This is a genomic window from Sulfitobacter sp. CB2047 (assembly GCF_000735125.2).
Taxonomy (GTDB): domain Bacteria; phylum Pseudomonadota; class Alphaproteobacteria; order Rhodobacterales; family Rhodobacteraceae; genus Sulfitobacter; species Sulfitobacter pontiacus.
In genome coordinates, this window is the sequence record NZ_CP072613.1 from 19,837 (window position 1) to 37,806 (window position 17,970).

The 17,970-nt window shown below is 61.1% G+C and carries 16 protein-coding genes; 11 read left to right on the forward strand and 5 right to left on the reverse strand.

The window, feature by feature from the left end; all coding sequences use genetic code 11:
- Nucleotides 1–41: 41 nt before the first annotated feature.
- Entirely contained in the window at nucleotides 42–395 is a 354-nt protein-coding gene (locus tag IV89_RS00100) for a PRC-barrel domain-containing protein (RefSeq protein ID WP_181358616.1), read from the reverse strand.
- A 217-nt stretch (nucleotides 396–612) separates the two neighbouring features.
- Between IV89_RS00100 and IV89_RS00105 the strand changes: the two genes are divergently transcribed.
- Both IV89_RS00105 and IV89_RS00110 read left to right on the forward strand, forming a co-directional pair.
- Nucleotides 613–1,119, forward strand: a complete 507-nt coding sequence (locus IV89_RS00105; RefSeq protein WP_037941373.1) for a superoxide dismutase family protein — start codon at nucleotides 613–615, stop codon at nucleotides 1,117–1,119.
- A 138-nt stretch (nucleotides 1,120–1,257) separates the two neighbouring features.
- Complete coding sequence (locus IV89_RS00110; RefSeq protein WP_037941374.1) at nucleotides 1,258–1,503, forward strand: DUF1289 domain-containing protein; 246 nt, start codon at nucleotides 1,258–1,260, stop codon at nucleotides 1,501–1,503.
- A 45-nt stretch (nucleotides 1,504–1,548) separates the two neighbouring features.
- On the opposite strand, the gene IV89_RS00115 is transcribed toward IV89_RS00110, so the two are convergent.
- Both IV89_RS00115 and IV89_RS00120 read right to left on the reverse strand, forming a co-directional pair.
- The gene (locus IV89_RS00115) at nucleotides 1,549–2,022 is read right to left on the reverse strand and encodes a DNA starvation/stationary phase protection protein (protein WP_005848741.1); all 474 of its coding nucleotides are present in this window, start codon (nucleotides 2,020–2,022) and stop codon (nucleotides 1,549–1,551) included.
- A 109-nt stretch (nucleotides 2,023–2,131) separates the two neighbouring features.
- Nucleotides 2,132–2,572: a hypothetical protein gene (locus IV89_RS00120; protein ID WP_037941375.1), complete on the reverse strand. Its 441-nt coding sequence runs from the start codon at nucleotides 2,570–2,572 to the stop codon at nucleotides 2,132–2,134.
- Nucleotides 2,573–2,874: 302 nt separating this feature from the next.
- Here IV89_RS00120 and IV89_RS00125 point away from each other — a divergent pair, with 302 nt between their 5' ends.
- The 3 genes from IV89_RS00125 to IV89_RS00135 are packed head-to-tail and all read left to right on the forward strand — an operon-like array spanning nucleotide 2,875 to nucleotide 7,200.
- On the forward strand, nucleotides 2,875–4,968 hold the full coding sequence (locus IV89_RS00125; RefSeq protein WP_037941377.1) for a TonB-dependent siderophore receptor: 2,094 nt from the start codon (nucleotides 2,875–2,877) through the stop codon (nucleotides 4,966–4,968).
- Entirely contained in the window at nucleotides 4,968–6,191 is a 1,224-nt protein-coding gene (locus tag IV89_RS00130; RefSeq protein ID WP_037941379.1) for an MFS transporter, read from the forward strand. The genes IV89_RS00125 and IV89_RS00130 overlap by 1 nt, the downstream gene beginning before the upstream one ends.
- Nucleotides 6,184–7,200, forward strand: coding sequence for a siderophore-interacting protein (locus tag IV89_RS00135; RefSeq protein WP_037941381.1), 1,017 nt, complete (start codon nucleotides 6,184–6,186; stop codon nucleotides 7,198–7,200). The genes IV89_RS00130 and IV89_RS00135 overlap by 8 nt, the downstream gene beginning before the upstream one ends.
- 75 nt (nucleotides 7,201–7,275) lie before the next feature.
- Here IV89_RS00135 and IV89_RS00140 read toward each other — a convergent pair whose 3' ends face one another.
- Both IV89_RS00140 and IV89_RS00145 read right to left on the reverse strand, forming a co-directional pair.
- Nucleotides 7,276–9,066, reverse strand: coding sequence for a Hint domain-containing protein (locus IV89_RS00140; protein WP_037941383.1), 1,791 nt, complete (start codon nucleotides 9,064–9,066; stop codon nucleotides 7,276–7,278).
- 398 nt (nucleotides 9,067–9,464) lie between these two features.
- Nucleotides 9,465–10,214: a LuxR C-terminal-related transcriptional regulator gene (locus tag IV89_RS00145; RefSeq protein ID WP_037941385.1), complete on the reverse strand. Its 750-nt coding sequence runs from the start codon at nucleotides 10,212–10,214 to the stop codon at nucleotides 9,465–9,467.
- A 170-nt stretch (nucleotides 10,215–10,384) separates the two neighbouring features.
- Between IV89_RS00145 and IV89_RS00150 the strand changes: the two genes are divergently transcribed.
- The 6 genes from IV89_RS00150 (at nucleotide 10,385) to IV89_RS00175 (ending at nucleotide 17,909) form a co-directional block, all read left to right on the forward strand.
- Nucleotides 10,385–11,263, forward strand: a complete 879-nt coding sequence (locus tag IV89_RS00150) for a glycosyltransferase family 2 protein (RefSeq protein ID WP_037941387.1) — start codon at nucleotides 10,385–10,387, stop codon at nucleotides 11,261–11,263.
- A 109-nt stretch (nucleotides 11,264–11,372) separates the two neighbouring features.
- Entirely contained in the window at nucleotides 11,373–12,149 is a 777-nt protein-coding gene (locus IV89_RS00155; RefSeq protein WP_037941389.1) for an enoyl-CoA hydratase-related protein, read from the forward strand.
- Between the two features lie 102 nt (nucleotides 12,150–12,251).
- Entirely contained in the window at nucleotides 12,252–12,689 is a 438-nt protein-coding gene (locus IV89_RS00160; RefSeq protein WP_037941390.1) for a hypothetical protein, read from the forward strand.
- Complete coding sequence (locus tag IV89_RS00165) at nucleotides 12,686–13,591, forward strand: cation transporter (RefSeq protein ID WP_037941391.1); 906 nt, start codon at nucleotides 12,686–12,688, stop codon at nucleotides 13,589–13,591. Before IV89_RS00160 ends, IV89_RS00165 begins: the two co-directional genes overlap by 4 nt.
- Before the next feature lie 110 nt (nucleotides 13,592–13,701).
- On the forward strand, nucleotides 13,702–14,832 hold the full coding sequence (locus IV89_RS00170) for an efflux RND transporter periplasmic adaptor subunit (protein WP_005848724.1): 1,131 nt from the start codon (nucleotides 13,702–13,704) through the stop codon (nucleotides 14,830–14,832).
- Nucleotides 14,829–17,909: an efflux RND transporter permease subunit gene (locus IV89_RS00175; RefSeq protein WP_037941393.1), complete on the forward strand. Its 3,081-nt coding sequence runs from the start codon at nucleotides 14,829–14,831 to the stop codon at nucleotides 17,907–17,909. Before IV89_RS00170 ends, IV89_RS00175 begins: the two co-directional genes overlap by 4 nt.
- Nucleotides 17,910–17,970 lie beyond the last annotated feature (61 nt).

Below are 17,970 nucleotides of genomic sequence, written 5' to 3' on the forward strand. Positions count from 1 at the left end.
CCCCGATGTGGGGACGGTCTGCGGTTGTTAACTTCTGTGGATCAGATCCAGTAGTTCGGCACCATATAGTGTTCGTGGGTCCGGCGTTCCCATTCGCGGTCTGTCACCCAACCGTCGCTGCGGGTTGGTGCGCCTTTAACCTGCTCTTCGGTGATGTCGGTCACGAAGCCTTCTTTGGCGGTGTCGTATTCAAGCTTGCCCCACGGCACGGGGTGGTGATCCTCGCCCAGGCCCAGAAACCCGCCAAAGCCCATCACGGCATAGGCGACCTTGCCGGATTGCTTGTCGATCATCAGATGATCAATGGACCCGATATGCGTGCCGTCGCGGCTGTAAACAGTCGTACCATTCACGTCAGAGGAAGATACGAGGCTAGAATGTGATGTCGCAGTCATGTCGAAACTCTCCTGTGTTGTGGTTACCTGTAGTTGAAACGACAGAGGCGGCACAGCGGTTCCGCGTCCTTCGGCGGGCGGCTAACTTCTGCCGATGGGCGTTGTTTGGCCGTGCGGGCGAGAGGGCTTGGAACTTTGGGTAAATGCGGCGGGTTGGTCTTTGACCAATCGACCACAGCTGGCCGGTTCAAACCCAAGCATGAAAAGGGAGATTCCAATGAAATTCGCACTCACCACCGCCGTGGCCTGCGGGCTGATGACAAGCGCCGCTTTCGCCGCCGAGACGACTGCGCCGGTTATGGATGCCGAAGGGGCAGAGGTCGGAACCGTGACGGTCCAGGATACCGAGTCCGGCGTGGCGCTGGCAAAACTGTCGCTGTCCAACCTGCCCGCAGGGGGCATCGCGGTGCATTTGCATGAAACCGGTGATTGTTCCGGCGACGGGTTCAAATCCGCTGGCGGGCATATCGCGGGGGACCGCGAGCATGGCGTTTTGACCGCCGGTGGCCCACACCCCGGTGATATGCCGAATGTCACGGTGGGCAGTGATGGCACCGTAGAGCAGGAAGTGTTCTTGCCGTTCCTGAATGTCGAAGAGCATCTGATGGATGACGACGGCGCTGCCTTTGTGATCCACGGCGGGCAGGACGATTACAGCTCGCAACCTTCAGGCAATGCGGGCGACCGGATTGCCTGCGGTGTCTTTGGTGCTGATCCCGCCTGATCCCCCTTCGGCAAACGATGATTTGAACGACCACGGCCGCGCCCCCACTGGCGCGGCCGTGGTTTTGCTGGCATAGGCTACCGCTGGCACCCTGCACGGACAGGGAGCAAACCGCCGGATCAATCAGCAAGGTTTCCCATGGCAAAAACACCCAGCCCCTGCATCGACGTGTGCAAGTTCAAACGCGAAGGCCATTGCATCGGGTGTTCGATGACCAAGGCGCAGAAATCCATGTTCAAATCGCTGAAGAAAGAAAGCCACCGCGTGGGCTTTATCCAGATGCTGACCGCACAACAGGAACGTCTGGGCAAATACGGCCATTGGGATCTGGCCTATCGCAAGAAGCTGGCAAAACGCAAAATCGCGGCCGAGAAGCTTCTCTAGCCGCGATTTGATTTTGGGTGCTGACGGGATCAGCGGGCGGGCTATTTAGCCTGCGAGGTGTGCGCGCAGGAACCACGCGAATTTCTCGTGCTCTGTCCCGCGTGCGATGCACAGATCTTCTGTCAGCGTGTCGCCGTGGTCGGCGGCCAATTGGCCCGCGCCCGCGATGGTGGAGGCCAGCGTTTCCTGCGCTTCCATCATGATGCGGATCATTTCCTTGTCGTTGGCGTGGCCATCATGTTCGTTGATCTTGGACCGCTTCAGCATGCCTGCAAGCATCCCTTCGGCATGGACATCAAGGGCGCGAATACGCTCTGCCAGATCATCCTGCGCGACAAAGTGGTCTTCGTAGATCTTCTGGAACAGGTCGTGCAGCGGGCCGAAACCCATGCCTTTTACGTTCCAGTGAAAGTTTTGCGCCAGCATTGTCGTCACGGCGGTTTCCGCAACGCATTGGTTCAATGCATCGGCGATTGCTGTTTTTGCATCGGTTGTCAAAGCAGCTGCTGTCTGGTTCATTTTCTCGTCCCCAAGTGATTAAAATTCTGACTGGCTGGCACGGTACTAGCTTGCTGTCCATTCAACATAGACACCAAAAACGGTTTGCCAAGGTCTTTTTGGAATTATTCTAAACTTGAGAAAACTGCTCGGAAATCTGGCCGAGTAGATAGCCGATATAGCGTCGGTCCGCAGGGGCCACGCGCGACTTGATCAGGAAGTTGAGACTGGCAGGATCGTCCTCGCGGATGCTGGTCAGGCAGCGCAGGATCCATGCTTCGTCGAACGATAGCGTGTCTGTGCCCGGCGCGAACCAGACGACCTTGCGCTGCACCGCATTCGGCAGACATTTGATCAGCGTATCCACAAATGTGCGTTTCGCGTCCTCGCCATCAAGGCTGAGCAGGGCGCAGGCTTCGTAAAGATCCGTGCGCGCGGCGACGCGGCAGGCCATCGCCGACATCCGGAAATGGGTCAGCGCGGTGCGTTGTTCGGGGGTGATACGGGGGGCGGGAGCCTGTGCCGGTGCGTCGTCGCGGTCGAGGATCGGAAGGGTCGCCAAAGATGCCATATCAAGAGAAGTCCATACATGGGGCAGGGGTCGGGCCTGTCCGGTTGAATATCTTACTTTATTTATAGGGTATAAGCATCGCCCCGACAAGGGGGAGTGTTTTAGTGTGGTATTTGAAAATATTATGTAAATACATGGATGTAGGCAGGATGCCGCTTGTGGCGGCCAAGTTTGTGACGCAGCGGCTTGCCCCGGTGCGCTGACCTGATTAGGTCTCGGGCAAGTGAATACCTTACTATTTCAGTTTGACAATGGCCGCGGGGCGGTTCATTTCCGACTAAAACAGTAAGGGACAGAATTCCATGCAAATTTCAAGGATTGCCTTGGTGGCCGCGCTGGCCGCATCACACCCCGCCTATGCGCAGGAGGCGGATACGCTTGATCTGGGGACGCTCACGCTTGAGGCGGAAAGCGATGCGACGCTGCTGCAAAACGGGTACGTGGCCGAATCGGGGCGTCAGGCCACGCGCGTAGACACCCCCATCCGTGACATCCCCCAAGCGATCAGCACCGTCGGGCAGGACCAGATCGAAGATCAGGAGCCGCGCACGCTGCTGGACGCCTTGGGCTATACCTCGGGGACGAATGTCACCAACTTCGGTTTCGACTCGCGCTATGACGCGGTCTATCTGCGCGGTTTCTCGGCCTATTATGACGGGTTGTTCCGCGATGGCCTGCGTCAGGTGAACGGGCCGTCGGCGTGGTTCCAGAACCACCCCTACACGTTCGAAGGGGTTTCCGTGCTGAAGGGTCCATCGTCGTCGATGTATGGCGTCAGCGGCGCAGGCGGTCTGGTAAACATCATCTCCAAACGCCCCAAGGACGACGCCTATAACGAGCTGAAGCTGACCTTTGGCACAGACAGCCGCAAAGAGCTGGCGTTCGATTTCACCGGTCCCGTCGGCACCGACGGACGGCTTAGCTATCGCCTGACCGGTGTGGCGCGGGATGCGGATACGCCGCTGCCGGGCTATAGCGATGATCTGGCGCTGCTGGCCCCGTCATTTACCTATCAGTTGACGGACCGCACCAAGATCACCGTGCTGACAGAATATTCTGAATCAACCCGCGGCGGTACGGCGTCTTACTACAACCCGTCGCAGGGCGAAGCGTCTGATATCTATGTCGGCGATCCTGATTATAATGACTTTGTGAACGAACAATGGCGCGTCGGCTACGAGCTTGAGCACGAAATGGACAATGGCGTGACCCTGCGCCAAAACCTGCGGTATTCCGAAGTGGATGCGGATCTTGAGTTCAGCGGCATCTATGCGGCGGGCACGGGGTTCGGGCGCTACTGGGGCCATTACCTCGAGAACTCCGAGAATTTCTCGGTCGATACCTATGCCGAGGGGCATTTCTCTACCGGTGCGTTTGACCACACGGTTGTGGCCGGTTTCGATTATACCCAGTCGTCCTATGACGCCTATTATGGGGGTGTCGGCTATGTCTCTGCTGCCGACACGGACGCGGTGGATCAGCCCTATTCCAACGGTCAGGAAATGTACCAGTATGGCGTCTATGTGCACGACCAGCTGAGCTCCGGCCCCTGGACGATGTTCCTGAGCGGCCGCTACGACTGGGTCGACATGACCACCTTTGATGCCAATCAGAACGGCACCGATACATCGCATAACGGGTTCTCCGGTCGTGTCGGTCTGAGCTATGCGTTCAACACCGACCTGTCTGTCTATGCCAATGTGTCGAGCTCTTTCGTGCCGACCACAGGGCTGGTCTATGACGATAGCACCGACCCCAACAGCGGCCGTTCGGCAGAGCCGACACGCGGGCTGCAAAAGGAAGTGGGCGTCAAATACCAACTGCCGGGCACGGAAAGCCTGGTCACCGCGTCACTGTTTGACATCCGTCAAGAGGACGGTGTTGTCTTCCAGACGGTTGATCCGGCGACGTTCAATGGCTTGAACCAGGTGCAAGTGCCTTATGACCTGCGGTCGCGCGGGCTGGAGATTGAAGGCCAGTTCAACTTTGCCAATGGTTTGCGCGTGACCAGCGCCTATACCTATCTGGATATGGAGATCGAGGCAGGGTCCACCGGCACCGTGGGCAACCAGCTGTCGGCCACGCCGCATCACACCGCATCGATCTGGGGCTTTTACGAGCCGCAAAGCGGGGCGTTCAAGGGCTTTGGCCTCGGGGCGGGTCTGCGCTATGTCGGCGAAAGCTATGGCGACGATGCAAATACCTACAAGAACGATGCCGAGGTCTTTGCCGACCTGTCGATGTCCTATGACTTTGGCGAAGTCGGCTATGACGGGCTGAGCGCGCAGATCAACGTCAAGAACGTCTTTGACAACACCGACCAGACCTGCAGCGCGGACTATTGCTATCGCTACGAAGGGCGCACCGCCACGGCCAGCGTCAGCTACCGCTTCTGATGGCGCGGTCCGGGGGAGCTTGGGGTGTCGTCGGCGCGATCGGCGGCATCTATATTGCGCAAAGCGTGATTGCGGGCGTCACATGGTCGGGGCTGCCGGGGGTGTTGCGCGCGCAGAAGCTGCCGCTGGACCAGATCGGGTTGATCTCGGTGCTGGTGCTGCCTTGGGCGCTCAAGTTCCTTTGGGCACCGAGGGTTGAACGGTTCCGGCTGCCGGATGGCGGGCGGGACCGGTCGGTCACGATTGTAACACTAGGCGCTGCGGTGGTGATCGCGGCGCTTTTCGTGGTGGGGCTGATCGGCCCGTCGCCGGTGCTGCCTGTTCTGGCGGTGCTGATGGTGGCAGCCTTTGCGACGGCCACGGTGGATATTGCCTGCGACGGCTATGCCGTGGCGGCGTTGAAGGACACGCAATACGGATGGGGCAATGCGGCGCAGGTGGGCGGTGCCTATCTGGGGGCTGCGATCGGCGGGGGCGTGTTCCTAATCCTCGTGGACCGCGCCGGATGGCTGGTGGGCGCATGGGGGATGGCGGCGGTGATTGCTGTGCTCTGCGTCCCCTTTGCGATCATCGCGCGGGCGAAAACCGCGCAGGCGCGACCGCATCAACCGCGGCTAAATACCGCCTTGGCCCGCGCCGAGGTGCGTCAGGGTTTGCTGGTCGCGGCGCTTTATGTCGTGGCGCAGAAAACCGCGATGGGGATGTTCGGGCCTTACTTTATCGATGCGGGTTATGATCTGGGTCAGCTTGGACTGCTCAGCGGGGTCGGCAGCCTGACCTTGGGCTTTGCGGGGGCGATGACCGGCGGCGCAGTGGTGCGCCGTTTCGGCACCCGCGTGGTGCTGGCCGGCGCGGTGGCGCTTCAGGCGCTGATCCTCGGGGTGGTTGGCCTGTCGGCGGCGGGTGGCGTTTTCGCCGCCGCAACGGTGGCCCCGATTGCGATGGTCAGCAGCGCGGCCGTCATGGCTTTTGGGTTCGTCGCCCTTTACGGGCAGTTCATGAACTGGTCCGACCCGCGGCAGGGCGGCGTCGATTTTACCTTGTTCCAATGTATGGATGCGGCGGTGAGCATGGTCTCGGGCATGGTCGCCGGGGTCATCGCCGAGCATCTTGGTTACGGTTTCTTTTTTGGTGTGGCCTGTGCCGTCTCGCTTGCGGCATTGCCGCTGATCTGGCGGGTCTCGGGGCAGCGCGCACCGCAACAGGGGGTGGCCCATGTCTGATCACACTGCACAAACCGAATTGCCCGGCGTCAATTTCGCCGCCCTGCGACAGGCCACCTTGGCCGAAGCGGCAGAGCATGACCTGCACGTCGAACAGGATGGCGCACAGGGAATTGTCGTGGGCACCTATTATGGGCGGATCGCCTTTGCCCCGTCGGGTGCCCATTGCAGGGCCGAGATATCGACCGCGCGCGCCGATTTCCTGCAGACGTTGAAGGACAGTCTGGTGGATCAGATCGGCAGCGTCATGCCCGATGCGGCGCAGGCGATCCGCTGGTCGGATGGGGTGCGTCAGGGGGCCTTGCCCGATAACGCACGGTTGATGACGGTGCAGCACCGCGAGATGCTGGACTGCGGGTTTATGCGGGTCACGCTGGCGGGCGATGTGGCGCGGTTCTCTGACAGTGCGATCCATTTCCGCCTTGGCATCGCGCAACCGGGCAAGACCCCCCAATGGCCCCGCATCGGAGAGAACGGGGCAACCGTTTGGCCCAAGGGTGAACACAAGCTGCATCTGCCGGTCTATACCGCGCGGCGGGTGGATCGGGAAAACGGGCTGCTGGTGTTTGACCTCTTTATCCACGAAGGCGGGCGTACCACCGATTGGGCGCGCAGCGTTGAACTGGGGACGCAGATCCTTGTCACCGGACCGGGCGGCGGCGGTTGTACGATCACGGGGCCGGTGTTGGGATTTGCCGATGATACCGCCTTTCCGGCCATCGCCCGTATTATGGAGGCGAACCCCGATCTGACCGGGCGCATCATGCTGTATCCATCGCATGTAGATGCCGCGCATTATCCGTTCCCAAAGCACAAAGGTCTGGAGGTCGTTATCGCCAGCGAGGCCAAGCGTGCCACGATGGGGCAGGCGGCCTGCGACGCGATTTCATCCGCGGCGGACGGGTTTTTATGGTTCGCGGGGCAAAAGGCGATGGCGACGCAGGTGCGCAAGACGTGGAAAGAGCACGGCGGCGCGGCAGAGCGGTCCTATATCTCGGCCTTTTGGTAAAACCCTGTCATCGACGCAAAAAAAGGCAGCCTGCTAAAGGGCTGCCTTTTCGTTACTTGCACCGGATGGCGCGCCTTACGCGGCGCTGGCGGATACCAGCAGTTGCGCCTCGTGGGCGCGCAAAGACCGGCGGGCGGCGACAAAGTTGGACATGCCGTCAGCCGCTTCGAGTTCGGGGAACAGCGACAGGATCTCACTGCGCTGTTCGGACTGGATGCCGGCCATCGAATGTGCCCCCGGCTGGAAGCTTTCGGCCCATGTGCCATCCGCAAACACGACCTCGTGGTTGTCAAACAGCATGTGGATGTAGCTGACCCTGTCCGGCGTGATGGTTTCGATCCCGTCGAGCCCGACCAGATGTTTCGCCGCGACCAGAACTTCGCGTTCGCTGAACATGACCTCGGCCGTCTCGGAGGCGACAAGCATGCGGTGGTTCGGGCTGACCATCATATCGCGCTGCGGCACGCCTTCACCAAAGGCACCGGCCTTGATCCGAACGGGGTTGAAGCCGGGGGTGCGCAGCAGGTTGTCGCGCCCCAGATTGCGGCGGCCCACCCAGCGAACCGGCTGCAGGCCGTTGTCACGGGTGACGACCAGATCGCCGACCTTGATCTGCTGCACCGGAATCTCGCCGCGTCGCGTGGCGATGGTGGTGCCGGGGGTAAAGCAGATCACGACCTCTTCGATCTCGGAATAGGTTGTGGTGCCGGTCACGTTGCCATCGGCATCGCGGAATTCGATGGTGCCGGATTCAGGGCCCGTTTTGGTCAGTGTGTACTGCGACCGATCCAGCCCGCTGAGGTTCAGAACGTCGACATCTGTTCCGTCGGCATCTTCGCCGCCCACGATGGTGTGATCACCGCCCGAGGTAAAGTTGAACAGGTCGGAGCCTTGCCCCCCTTCGGCGCGATCGTTGCCGCCACCCGAGGTGATTGTATCCTGCCCGTCGCCGCCTTCGATCTGATCGTCGCCTTCGCCACCGTCCAGGCTGTCGTTCCCGCCCTGACCAAAGATCGTGTCGTCGCCCTCGCCGCCCAGAATGGTGTCATTGCCCGCTTCGATCGGGGTCACAACGGCGTCATCAATCAGGTCGCCAGACAGGGTGAAGCCCGACTGCGTGGAACGGGTTTCGAGCGTGAACTCGATAAACTCGCGGTTCTCGAACTGGCCAGAGAACCACGCATCCTGATCGTCGGGGGAGTTCGCCTCGGTCCCCGCTGCGGTCACGGTGCCATCGGCATTGGTGACATTCAACGACGTGTCATCGCTGGTCGCAAAGGAGGTGAAGCTGTTGGTGTCCAGCGTCACGGATTCCTGATCGCCGGGGTTGTTGCGATCGAGATCGTTGAAGGTCGCGGTGGAATTCAGCGCGATCGGCTTGAACTCGCCCGTATCGATGTAGTGCTGACGGTCGTAGAATTCGAGCCGGAAGGTCGCGGTTTCACCGGCATACCTGCTCCTGCTTCCATCACCGGAGTTCAGCAGGATCTCGAAGCCGGTGCCACCGGTAAGGTCGATGGGCATGTCGTCATTCGAGGTGTCGACCAGCACCAGCCGCGCGAAAACGCCGCCGCCATTGTCCAACGTTGCCACGTTGTCATAAAAGACGCTGTCGCCTTCGTCGGCAGAGTTACCCGTGTTGAAAAGGCGGCTGGCATAAGACAGCGTGATCGGAGACGCGTCGTTGCCCGGTGCTGTTCCGACGCCTGCGTCGCCATATAGCAGGTCATCGCCCGCGCCACCGTCGATCCGGTCGTCGCCGCCTTCGCCGGACACGCGGTCGTTGCCGGCACCTGCATCGATCCGGTCGTCTTCTGCTGTACCTTGAAGGGTATCTGTCCCCGTCGTGCCGTTGATCGCTGCCATTGTCGTCTGCTCCGCGTGATTTCTGCAAGAAACCACGGTCCAAAGTCGGCAAAGGTTTCGCAAATCGTGAAAAAACTGGCGTTCTTTTTATCGCTGTATGCGCATCTGGCAACGGATTTGACGGCTTTGTGATAAGTTGACGTAGCGGCCTTCTCGCGTCAGTTGTGGATGGGGCGATGGTTCACGTTTTACGACCAGTGGATACAAAATGGGGGCGGCATTACTGCCACCCCGCGCTTTGGTCTAAGAATTACTTGCGAAGCAATGCCAGTATGACGAGAAAAGGCAGCGTGAATATGCCCTATCTCACCGGCCTGCCTGGAGAAAATCGTGATGCCGTTCTATGCGCTCTACCTGCCAGTAACCCAAGGGTAGATCAAGCGGGGGAAAACCCCCATCTACGGTTGGATTAGCCCTAAAACCAGTGATTTGGCGACCGCATGATCGCGTGTGCTGGCCCGCAGCTTTTCTTTCGCGCCCTTGATGTGTTTCTCGAAGGTTTTTTCGCTGATCTTGAGGGTCCAGCAGATCTCGGCCGGGCGCAGACCGATGGCAAGATAGCTGAGGCAGTCACGCTCGCGCGGGGTGAGGTTAACCAGCACGCTCATGTGATCGCGGCGGATGCCTTCATCCATCGCAAAGGACAAACGTCGTAACGCGCTGCGATGCTGTTGCCAGTAAAGATCGAATTCGCGGTCGGTGCGTGTCTCGCTCACCCAAAGACCGATGCCGGAGATGGCCTGACCCGCGGGCGTGCGGTTCAGCGCGAAAGACGCACCGAACTGCATCCCGATGTCATTCTCAAGCTCGGATTGCATCTGTTGCGGCTCGGTCGCGTGGTCCAGCAGGCTGGCGTCATTCCACAGCACCTCTTTCGTGCCATTGGCGATCAACTCGACCGAGATGTCGTCATCCACCAGCGCCTGTTCCTCGACCGCGGTGACCCAGTCTTGGGGGTAGGTGTGGCGAAAGAAACCGGCTTGGGTAAACCCGCGCACGGTCGCGTCACTGGCGTAAGGGATGATGCCATAGCCGATGCCGGTGACGCCCAGATCGGCGAAGGTTTGGGTGCAGCTGTCCCAAAACGCAACATCGCCCGTGCCCGCTTTCGCGGCACCTGCCAAATCAATCAGCTTTTCCAATGACATGTTCGCCCCCCGGCCTGAGCAACATAATGGCAACGGTGTCGCCAAAAAGCAACATAAAATATGGCTGGAACAAGGCGTTCACCCTTTTGCGTAAGGGAATTCGAAGGCGGCAGGCCGGTGCGTGACAAAATACCCTGTTCGGAAAATCGCAAAGCGCGTAAAAGGAGACCATGAATATTTGCGCGATCACAATGGTTTACAAAGACTACTGGGCGCTGTCCCAGTGGTACGCGCATTATGGGCGCATGCTGGGGTTTGATAACCTCTATATTGTCGCCCACGGGGCCGATGCCAAGGTCGCCAGCCTTTGCCCGCGTGCGACCGTGATCACCGTGCCCCGCGAAACGCTGGAAGGGTTCGACCGGCGTCGCGGGCAAGTGCTGAACAGTTTTGCCGATGGGCTGGCCGTGTCTTTCGACTGGGTGATCCGCACCGATGCGGACGAGCTGATCTGCTATGATCCCGCACTATATACGTCACTGCACGCGGTGTTAGAGACGGCATCGGCAAAGTCGATGTTCGCGCTTGGTCTCAATGTGGCAGAGACCTTGGAGGATGATGTGCTCGCGGCGGGGCAAATGGCTCTTGGCCATCGGCGCACGGCGGTGTTCTCGGGGCACTACAGCAAGGCTTGGGTGACCAAACGCGGCACGGGGCTGTGGCGCCACGGCATATGGGTCGGGCCCAAGCGCATTGAAACGGCGGTGTTTGACCTGCCGCGCGGTGTCTATTTGATGCACCTGAAATACGCCAATATCGACGCGTTAGAGACGGCAAACCAGCATCGGACCGATGTGGCAAACATGCCGGGGCGCGGCTTGCCCGGTGCCGCGTGGAAAGAGGCGGACCAGACGGCGGCACGGTTCTATGCCCGATTGGCCGGATTTCGCGACGAGACATGGGAGGTCGCGCGCGATCACGCCTATGCCACGATCAGCGCGGATCCGGTGCGCGACACCAAAGAAAACGTGCTGCGGGCGAAATCGACAGTGTTCGAGCAGCGGGTGACCTTGCCGGAGTGGGTCGCCGCGACGTTTGGCGATACCTGATCAGTGAGCCTTCGACGCTGCGGGTTCCGGTGATGGCGCCTTTACCATGCCCTGTTCCCGTGGTGGGATACCCCGACACAGACCGTAGAATGCGTGGGAGGAGAGCAGGATGACGGATAAGATCAAGGTCGAACGGCACGGGCCGGTGACAGTGCTGCGGCTTGATGATGCCGAGACGATGAACGCGCTGACCTCTGCCATGGCGCTAGAGCTGCGTGACCTGCTGCAACAAGAAGCACAGACAGCGCGGGCGATTGTCTTGGCGGGGTCGCCGCGCGCGTTCTCGGCGGGGGCGAACCTCAAGCAGGGGACGATTGAAAGCGGCAAAGAGCTCGACGCGGGTGCCGCGCTTGAAAATGCCTATAACCCGTTGATGATGACGCTTCGCGATCTGCCGGTGCCCGTGGTCTCTGCCGTGCAGGGGGCGGTCGCGGGTGTGGGCGCGTCGATTGCGCTGGCCTGTGATGTGATTGTCGCCGGTCGTGATGCCTATTTCCTTGAGGCCTTTGCGCGGATCGGGCTGATCCCCGATGGCGGGGCGACGTGGTTGCTGACACGCGCCGTGGGCCGCGTGCGCGCGATGGAGATGATGCTGCTGGCCGAGAAAATTCCCGCGCCGACGGCGTTTGACTGGGGGCTGGTGACGCGGCTGGTCGAGAATGACGCGGTTGACGCCACCGCGCTTGAGATCGCGATCAAACTGGCGAACGGGCCGGTGCGCAGCCTTGCCTTGATCCGCAAAGCCGCGTGGAGCGCTGCCGACACTGATTTTGACACCGCACTGGCGAACGAGCGCAAGTGGCAGAAAGAAGCGGGGAATACCCCCGACTTCAAAGAGGGCGTGGCCGCGTTCCTCGAAAAACGGGCACCCCGCTTTAACGGGTGATCTGTTGTCGAGGGGGGCTGTGACCCCTCTGGTTCCTGCGGGTGTCGGTCCGCGGGAACGAAATCATGATCTGTGCAGTTGTCGCCCTGAAGGGTTTTGATCATGTACCGCCACCTCATCGCCGCTGCTCTTTTGGTCGTTCTGGCTGCCTGCCAGTTGCCGAAAGACCCCGAAAACACCACTGATACCGTGCAGGGTGCCGTGCTGAAGGTCGGCGCGTTGCAAGATCCTTTGCCGGATCAAGACCTGCAGGCGGTGACAATGATCGCCGCGGCACTGGATGCCCAGATCGAATGGCATCGCGAGAACCCGCACCAGATGCTTGACGCGCTTGAGGGGGGTGATCTGCATCTGCTGGCGGGCGGGATACCGAAAGATTCACCGCTGACAGAGCATACGGGCATGACCAACCCCATCGGATATGTGACCGTCGGGGCCGACCGTCCCGAACGGGTCTTGCTGCTGCGGCGCGGCGAGAACCGGTTTCTCATGCGGTCCAATATGGCGCTGCGTCCGCTGACGCGGGAGGCGCAGGAATGAACCGCTACCCCCCGCTGCCGCAAGAGATCGCCAACAAAATCGCGAAAGCGCGTCGGTTGGAATGGTGGACGCTGTTCTGGCTGGTGACGATCATTTTCGTGATGTTCATGGTCATGGGATCAAGTCAGGCGATGCAGGCGGCGTGGATCGAAGACACGCTATCGCTGTTGCCGCCGATCCTGTTCCTGATCGCCGCGCGGCTTGAACGGATGCCACCAAGCCCGAAGTACCCCTTTGGCCTGCACCGCATCGGTACCCTGGCCTTTGCCCTCTCGGCGGCGGCGCTGACCTTGATGGGCGGCTATCTGGTGTATGACGCGGTGGTCACATTGGTGCGGCAGGAACATCCCACCATCGGCAGTATCGACCTGTTCGGCACCGAGGTCTGGATGGGCTGGCTGATGGTGGCGGCATTGGTCTATTCGATCATCCCGCCAGTGATCTTGGGCCGCAAGAAGCTGGCCATCGCGCCTGATATTCAGGACAAGGTGTTACATGCGGATGCTGACATGAACGCCGCAGACTGGAAGACCGGCGTTGCGGGTATTCTGGGCATCATCGGTATCTCGATGGGGTTCTGGTGGGCCGATGCCGTGGCTGCGGGGCTGATCGGGTTGGACGTGTTGAAAGACGGTGGGCGCAATCTGCGTATCTCGGTCGCGGAGCTGTTGGACGGTGCGCCGCGCAAGCTTGGCTCTGCCGAGCGTCAAGATCTGGCGGATCGTGTTCAAAAAGGCATGGACGGCGCGCCCGTCGTCAAGCTGCGCGAGGCCGGACGCTATCTGCACGTGGTGATCGGTGACGACGACGAATTGCTGCCCGATGCGACGCGCGCGAAAGAGCTGGTGGGCGAGGATGACGCCTGGCGCGTGGTCACCCTGAGCGTGAAGCCCGAAAACTAGGCTGCCGCGGGACCGCTGGAATTTTTTCTGCAATTCGTCGTGTTTTCAGCGACGGAATTTTCAAGGCCCACGTTAAATGGCTTGATGACCTGATGTGGATAGTTGGAATAATGCGGAAATTTGTGAGTTTGCTGGTGGCCGTCGGGCTTTTGTTCGGGGCTTATGCCATCACCTTTGGCCTGCCCGGCACGGATGCCACAAGCGAGGCGGCGCAGCCTCAGTCCGCGGCGGGTGGGCGCCCTGCAGGTGGCCCCCCTGGGGGCGGGCGTGCACGGGGGGCGACTTCGGTGGTGACGACCGCGCTGGAACAACGCCCCTACGAGGTAACTTTATACGCGACGGGCACAGCATCCTCTTTGCGCAGTGCGGATGTGGTGACTGAAACCGCCGGTACAGTGGTCGAAACCCGGCTGACCGCGAACCGCGACGTTGAACAGGGCGAGGTCCTTGTGCGGTTGGATGCGCGGACCCAAGAGCTGAACCTTGAAATCGCGCGCGCCAATCTGCAGCAGGCGACCGATACGGTCGACCGCTATGACCGGCTGCGGGCCGGTGGCAATTCTACCATCACCGATGTCGCACAGTCAGAGGCGCGCGTGGCGCAGCAACTGGCCGATGCCGAAGTGGGTCTGGCCGAAGTCGCGCTGGAAGACCGCACGATCCGCGCGCCCATCTCGGGGCGTCTGGGGCTTAGTGAGGTTGAGGTCGGCGATATCCTTGGCGCGAATGACGTGATTGCAACGATTGACCAGACCGAAACGCTGGTGGTCGAATTCGAACTGCCTGAACGCGCCATTGGCGTGCTGGGGCAGGCGCATGAGGTGCTGGTCTCTACCTCTGCCTTTGTCGGTCGGTCGATCACCGGAGAGATCCTTTCGTTCGACAGCCGGATCGATGCGGTCACGCGTTCGGTCACGGTGAAGGCCAAGATCGACAATGCGGAACGCATCCTCTGGCCGGGCATGACCTTTGCGGTGCGCCTGCTGCATGAAAGCGAACCGCTGCCGGTCTTGCCATCGACCGCGGTGACGTGGTCGCGCATGGGTGCTGCGGTCTGGGTCGATGACGGTGGGACGGCGGTGCGGGTGCCGATCACGATCCTTTACCGTAAAAACGAATTCGTCTGGGTGGAGGCCGACATCGCCGATGGCGCGATGGTTGTGACCGAAGGCGCGCAAAAGCTGCGGGACGGGGCGAAAATCACCGCGGTCGGTGCCGAGACTGAAAAGGCACCGTCATGAGCGATACCCCTGCAAAGCCCCGTGGCGGGCTCGCCGATCTATTCGTCTCGCGGCCGATTTTCGGGATCGTCATCAACCTGCTGATCCTGATCGCAGGTCTCGCCGCGCTTGTGGCTGTCGACGTGCGGGAAATGCCCGACGTTGACCAGCCGGTTCTATCCGTGCGCACCACCTATGAAGGCGCGGTGCCCGCAACCGTCGACCGTGAGGTGACGCAAGTCCTTGAGGATGCCCTGAGCGCGCTTGAGGGGTTATCCTATATGGAATCCACCTCGACCACGGGGTCGAGCCGGATCACCATTGATCTGTCCGAAGGCACCGATGTCGATGTCGCGGCAAATGAGGCGCGCGAGATCGTTTCGTCCACGTTGCGTGACCTGCCCGATGATATCGAGGATGATCCGACCGTGACCAAAAGCGACAGCAACGCGGATGCGATCATCCGGCTGGCGCTGATGGGCGACGCGAGTCTTGATGCGTTGACCGAGCTGGCCGAGGGCGTCGTCTATGACCGGCTGTCCACCATTGACGGCATTGCAGAGGTTACCCTGCGCGGCGAGCAACCTAACGAGTTCCGCGTGACGCTGGATATGCCCGCGTTGCTTAGTCGGGGTATGACCCTGTTCGATGTCTCTGACGCGCTGGCAGCGCTGCGCGATGACACGCCGCTGGGATCGCTGGATTCAGATGCGCAAACCTTGGCGCTGCGGGTCGGCAACGCGAATGTCACCGTTGATACCGTGGGCCAGATCCCGATTGATGCGAATACGCGCGTTTCTGACGTGGCGTTCGTGCGGCTGCTGCCGGAAGAGGACGCCGTGCTGACCCGCGTGAACGGGCAGACCGCCGTCGGCATGGACATCACGCGGCAATCCGTGGGCAACACGCTGTCGATCTCGGAAGATGTGGCCGTTGCGGTGGCTGATCTGCAATCGGCGCTGCCCGACGGCGTTCGGCTTTTCGTGACCTCTGACGACGGGACATTCATCAGGGGATCCTTGACCGAGGTGATGAAATCCATCGCTTTGGCGACGGGGATTGTGGTTGTGGTGATCTTTGCCTTTCTACGCTCCCCCCGTGCGGTGATGATCCCGGCGGTGACCATTCCGGTGTCGCTGGTGGGCACAGTCGCCGCGATCTGGCTGACGGGGTTTTCGGTCAATACCATCAGCCTGCTGGCACTGGTGCTGGCGACGGGGATGGTGGTGGATGACGCGATTGTCGTGATCGAGAATATCGTGCGCAAGCGCAAACAGGGGATGGGGGCTTTTGCTGCCGCTGCGGCGGGCACGAACGAGGTGTTCTTTGCCGTCATCTCTACCACCGCGACGCTGGCGGCGGTGTTTATCCCGATCTCTTTCCTCCCCGGTCAGGCCGGTGGGGTGTTCAGCGAGTTCGGCTTTGTGCTGGCCTTTGCTGTCACGCTGTCGTCCATCACCGCGCTGACGCTGGCACCGGTTCTGGCGGCCTTTCTTGATCCGGGGAAATCCGCGCTTGAGGCAACGGCGAAGCCGCAAGGCTGGGCCGGGCGGATGTTTGACACGGTGATGGATAAAGCCATCCGCATGCCGTTGGTGGTGCTGGGGGCGGCGGGGGCCTTTGTGATCGTGGCGGCGGGGGCGGCGGGCACTTTGCCCTCTGCCATCACGCCCGACGAGGATCGCGGGTTCTTTCTGGTACAGGCGCGCGGCGCGTCCGATACCACGATCGACTACCTTGATACCCAGGTTGATCAGATCGAAGAGATCCTGACCCCCTATCAGGAAAGCGGCGAGGTTACCTCGGTTCAAAGCATCGTTGGCGTCGGCGGTGGCACCAGCGCCTTTATCATCGTGCGGCTCGATGACTGGAGCAATCGTGACCGCAGCCAATCCGCACTGGTCGCCGAGATCAGCGGCAAGTTGGCGCGAGTGCCCGGCGTTCAGGCCTCTGCGCGGGGGACCAACAGCCTCAATATCCGCGGCGGCGGGCAGGGCTTGCAATTCGCGGTGACAGGCAAGGACATCGCGGCCATGACCACGGCAACCGAGGCTTTGGTCGCGGCGATGGCGCAGGATGAGGCGTTTTTGAACCCGCAACTTTCCAACGACGCGGTGCAGGCGCAATACGAGGTCCGCGTTGATCCCGAAATGGCGAGCGTCTTTGGCCTGACAGAGGCCGAGATCACCCAGACCATCGGCGCAATGACCCAAGGCAAGGTCGCCGTCACCGTCTTTGCGGACGAGATCGAGACGGATGTGAATGTCGTGCCCGGTGGCCCGCCGATCGATGACCCGTCTGATCTTGATAACATCCAGTTGCAGTTGCCGGGCGGTGCCTATGTGCCCCTGTCCGCGGCGGCAGAGCTGGTGCCCGTGGTCAGCCAGTCCACGCTCGAACGGCAGGGCGGGTCGCTGGCGGTATCGGCGCAGGCGAACCTGAACGACGGTATCGATCTTAGCGTCGCGATGACCCGTCTGACGGCGATTGCCGATAGCGTGCTGCCCGACGGGATGGGGATCATCTTTACCGGCGAGGCGGCGACGCTGAGCGACAGCCAGGCAGAGATGTATATGGTGTTCGGCGTCGCGTTGGTGGTGGTGTTCCTTGTGCTGGCCGCGCAGTTCGAAAGCATCGCCAGCGCTGTCGTGATCATGCTGACCGTGCCCTTTGGTTTGGCGGCGGCGCTTTTCGCGATCTCGCTCAGCGGTGGATCGTTGAACTACTACAGTCAGATCGGGCTGGTGATGTTGATCGGGGTGATGGCGAAGAACGGTATCCTGATCGTCGAGTTTGCCAACCAGTTGCGCGAGGCGGGGCAGGATATCGATAGCGCCATCCGTGACGCGCTGCGTCTGCGGATCCGCCCGGTGATGATGACGATGGTATCGACCGTCTTTGGCGGCTTGCCGTTGATCCTGACCTCGGGCGCGGGGGCCGAAGCGCGCATCGCCGTGGGCTGGGTGATCGTGGGCGGGCTTGGCTTTGCTACCGTCTTCACCCTGTTCCTCACGCCGGTCTTCTACCGCTATGTGGCGGTCTGGGGGGCAGAGCCGGGGATGGCGTCAAAACGTCTGACCCGCGAGGCGGCGGTCTAACGAAAACCGCGGGGCCGATCGCAAAGAACCGGCCCCGCGTTGGTATGCTTCTGGCGGTGCG

What these genes read in the sequence shown, in the direction of transcription:
- IV89_RS00170 (WP_005848724.1), top strand. Translation starts at nt 13,702, where the DNA reads ATGCGGAAATTTGTGAGTTTGCTGGTGGCCGTCGGGCTTTTGTTCGGG.
- IV89_RS00140 (WP_037941383.1), bottom strand. Translation starts at nt 9,066, where the DNA reads ATGGCAGCGATCAACGGCACGACGGGGACAGATACCCTTCAAGGTACA.
- IV89_RS00115 (WP_005848741.1), bottom strand. Translation starts at nt 2,022, where the DNA reads ATGAACCAGACAGCAGCTGCTTTGACAACCGATGCAAAAACAGCAATC.
- IV89_RS00165 (WP_037941391.1), top strand. Translation starts at nt 12,686, where the DNA reads ATGAACCGCTACCCCCCGCTGCCGCAAGAGATCGCCAACAAAATCGCG.
- IV89_RS00100 (WP_181358616.1), bottom strand. Translation starts at nt 395, where the DNA reads ATGACTGCGACATCACATTCTAGCCTCGTATCTTCCTCTGACGTGAAT.
- IV89_RS00175 (WP_037941393.1), top strand. Translation starts at nt 14,829, where the DNA reads ATGAGCGATACCCCTGCAAAGCCCCGTGGCGGGCTCGCCGATCTATTC.
- IV89_RS00120 (WP_037941375.1), bottom strand. Translation starts at nt 2,572, where the DNA reads ATGGCATCTTTGGCGACCCTTCCGATCCTCGACCGCGACGACGCACCG.
- IV89_RS00150 (WP_037941387.1), top strand. Translation starts at nt 10,385, where the DNA reads ATGAATATTTGCGCGATCACAATGGTTTACAAAGACTACTGGGCGCTG.
- IV89_RS00130 (WP_037941379.1), top strand. Translation starts at nt 4,968, where the DNA reads ATGGCGCGGTCCGGGGGAGCTTGGGGTGTCGTCGGCGCGATCGGCGGC.
- IV89_RS00145 (WP_037941385.1), bottom strand. Translation starts at nt 10,214, where the DNA reads ATGTCATTGGAAAAGCTGATTGATTTGGCAGGTGCCGCGAAAGCGGGC.
- IV89_RS00155 (WP_037941389.1), top strand. Translation starts at nt 11,373, where the DNA reads ATGACGGATAAGATCAAGGTCGAACGGCACGGGCCGGTGACAGTGCTG.
- IV89_RS00125 (WP_037941377.1), top strand. Translation starts at nt 2,875, where the DNA reads ATGCAAATTTCAAGGATTGCCTTGGTGGCCGCGCTGGCCGCATCACAC.
- IV89_RS00160 (WP_037941390.1), top strand. Translation starts at nt 12,252, where the DNA reads ATGTACCGCCACCTCATCGCCGCTGCTCTTTTGGTCGTTCTGGCTGCC.
- IV89_RS00105 (WP_037941373.1), top strand. Translation starts at nt 613, where the DNA reads ATGAAATTCGCACTCACCACCGCCGTGGCCTGCGGGCTGATGACAAGC.
- IV89_RS00135 (WP_037941381.1), top strand. Translation starts at nt 6,184, where the DNA reads ATGTCTGATCACACTGCACAAACCGAATTGCCCGGCGTCAATTTCGCC.
- IV89_RS00110 (WP_037941374.1), top strand. Translation starts at nt 1,258, where the DNA reads ATGGCAAAAACACCCAGCCCCTGCATCGACGTGTGCAAGTTCAAACGC.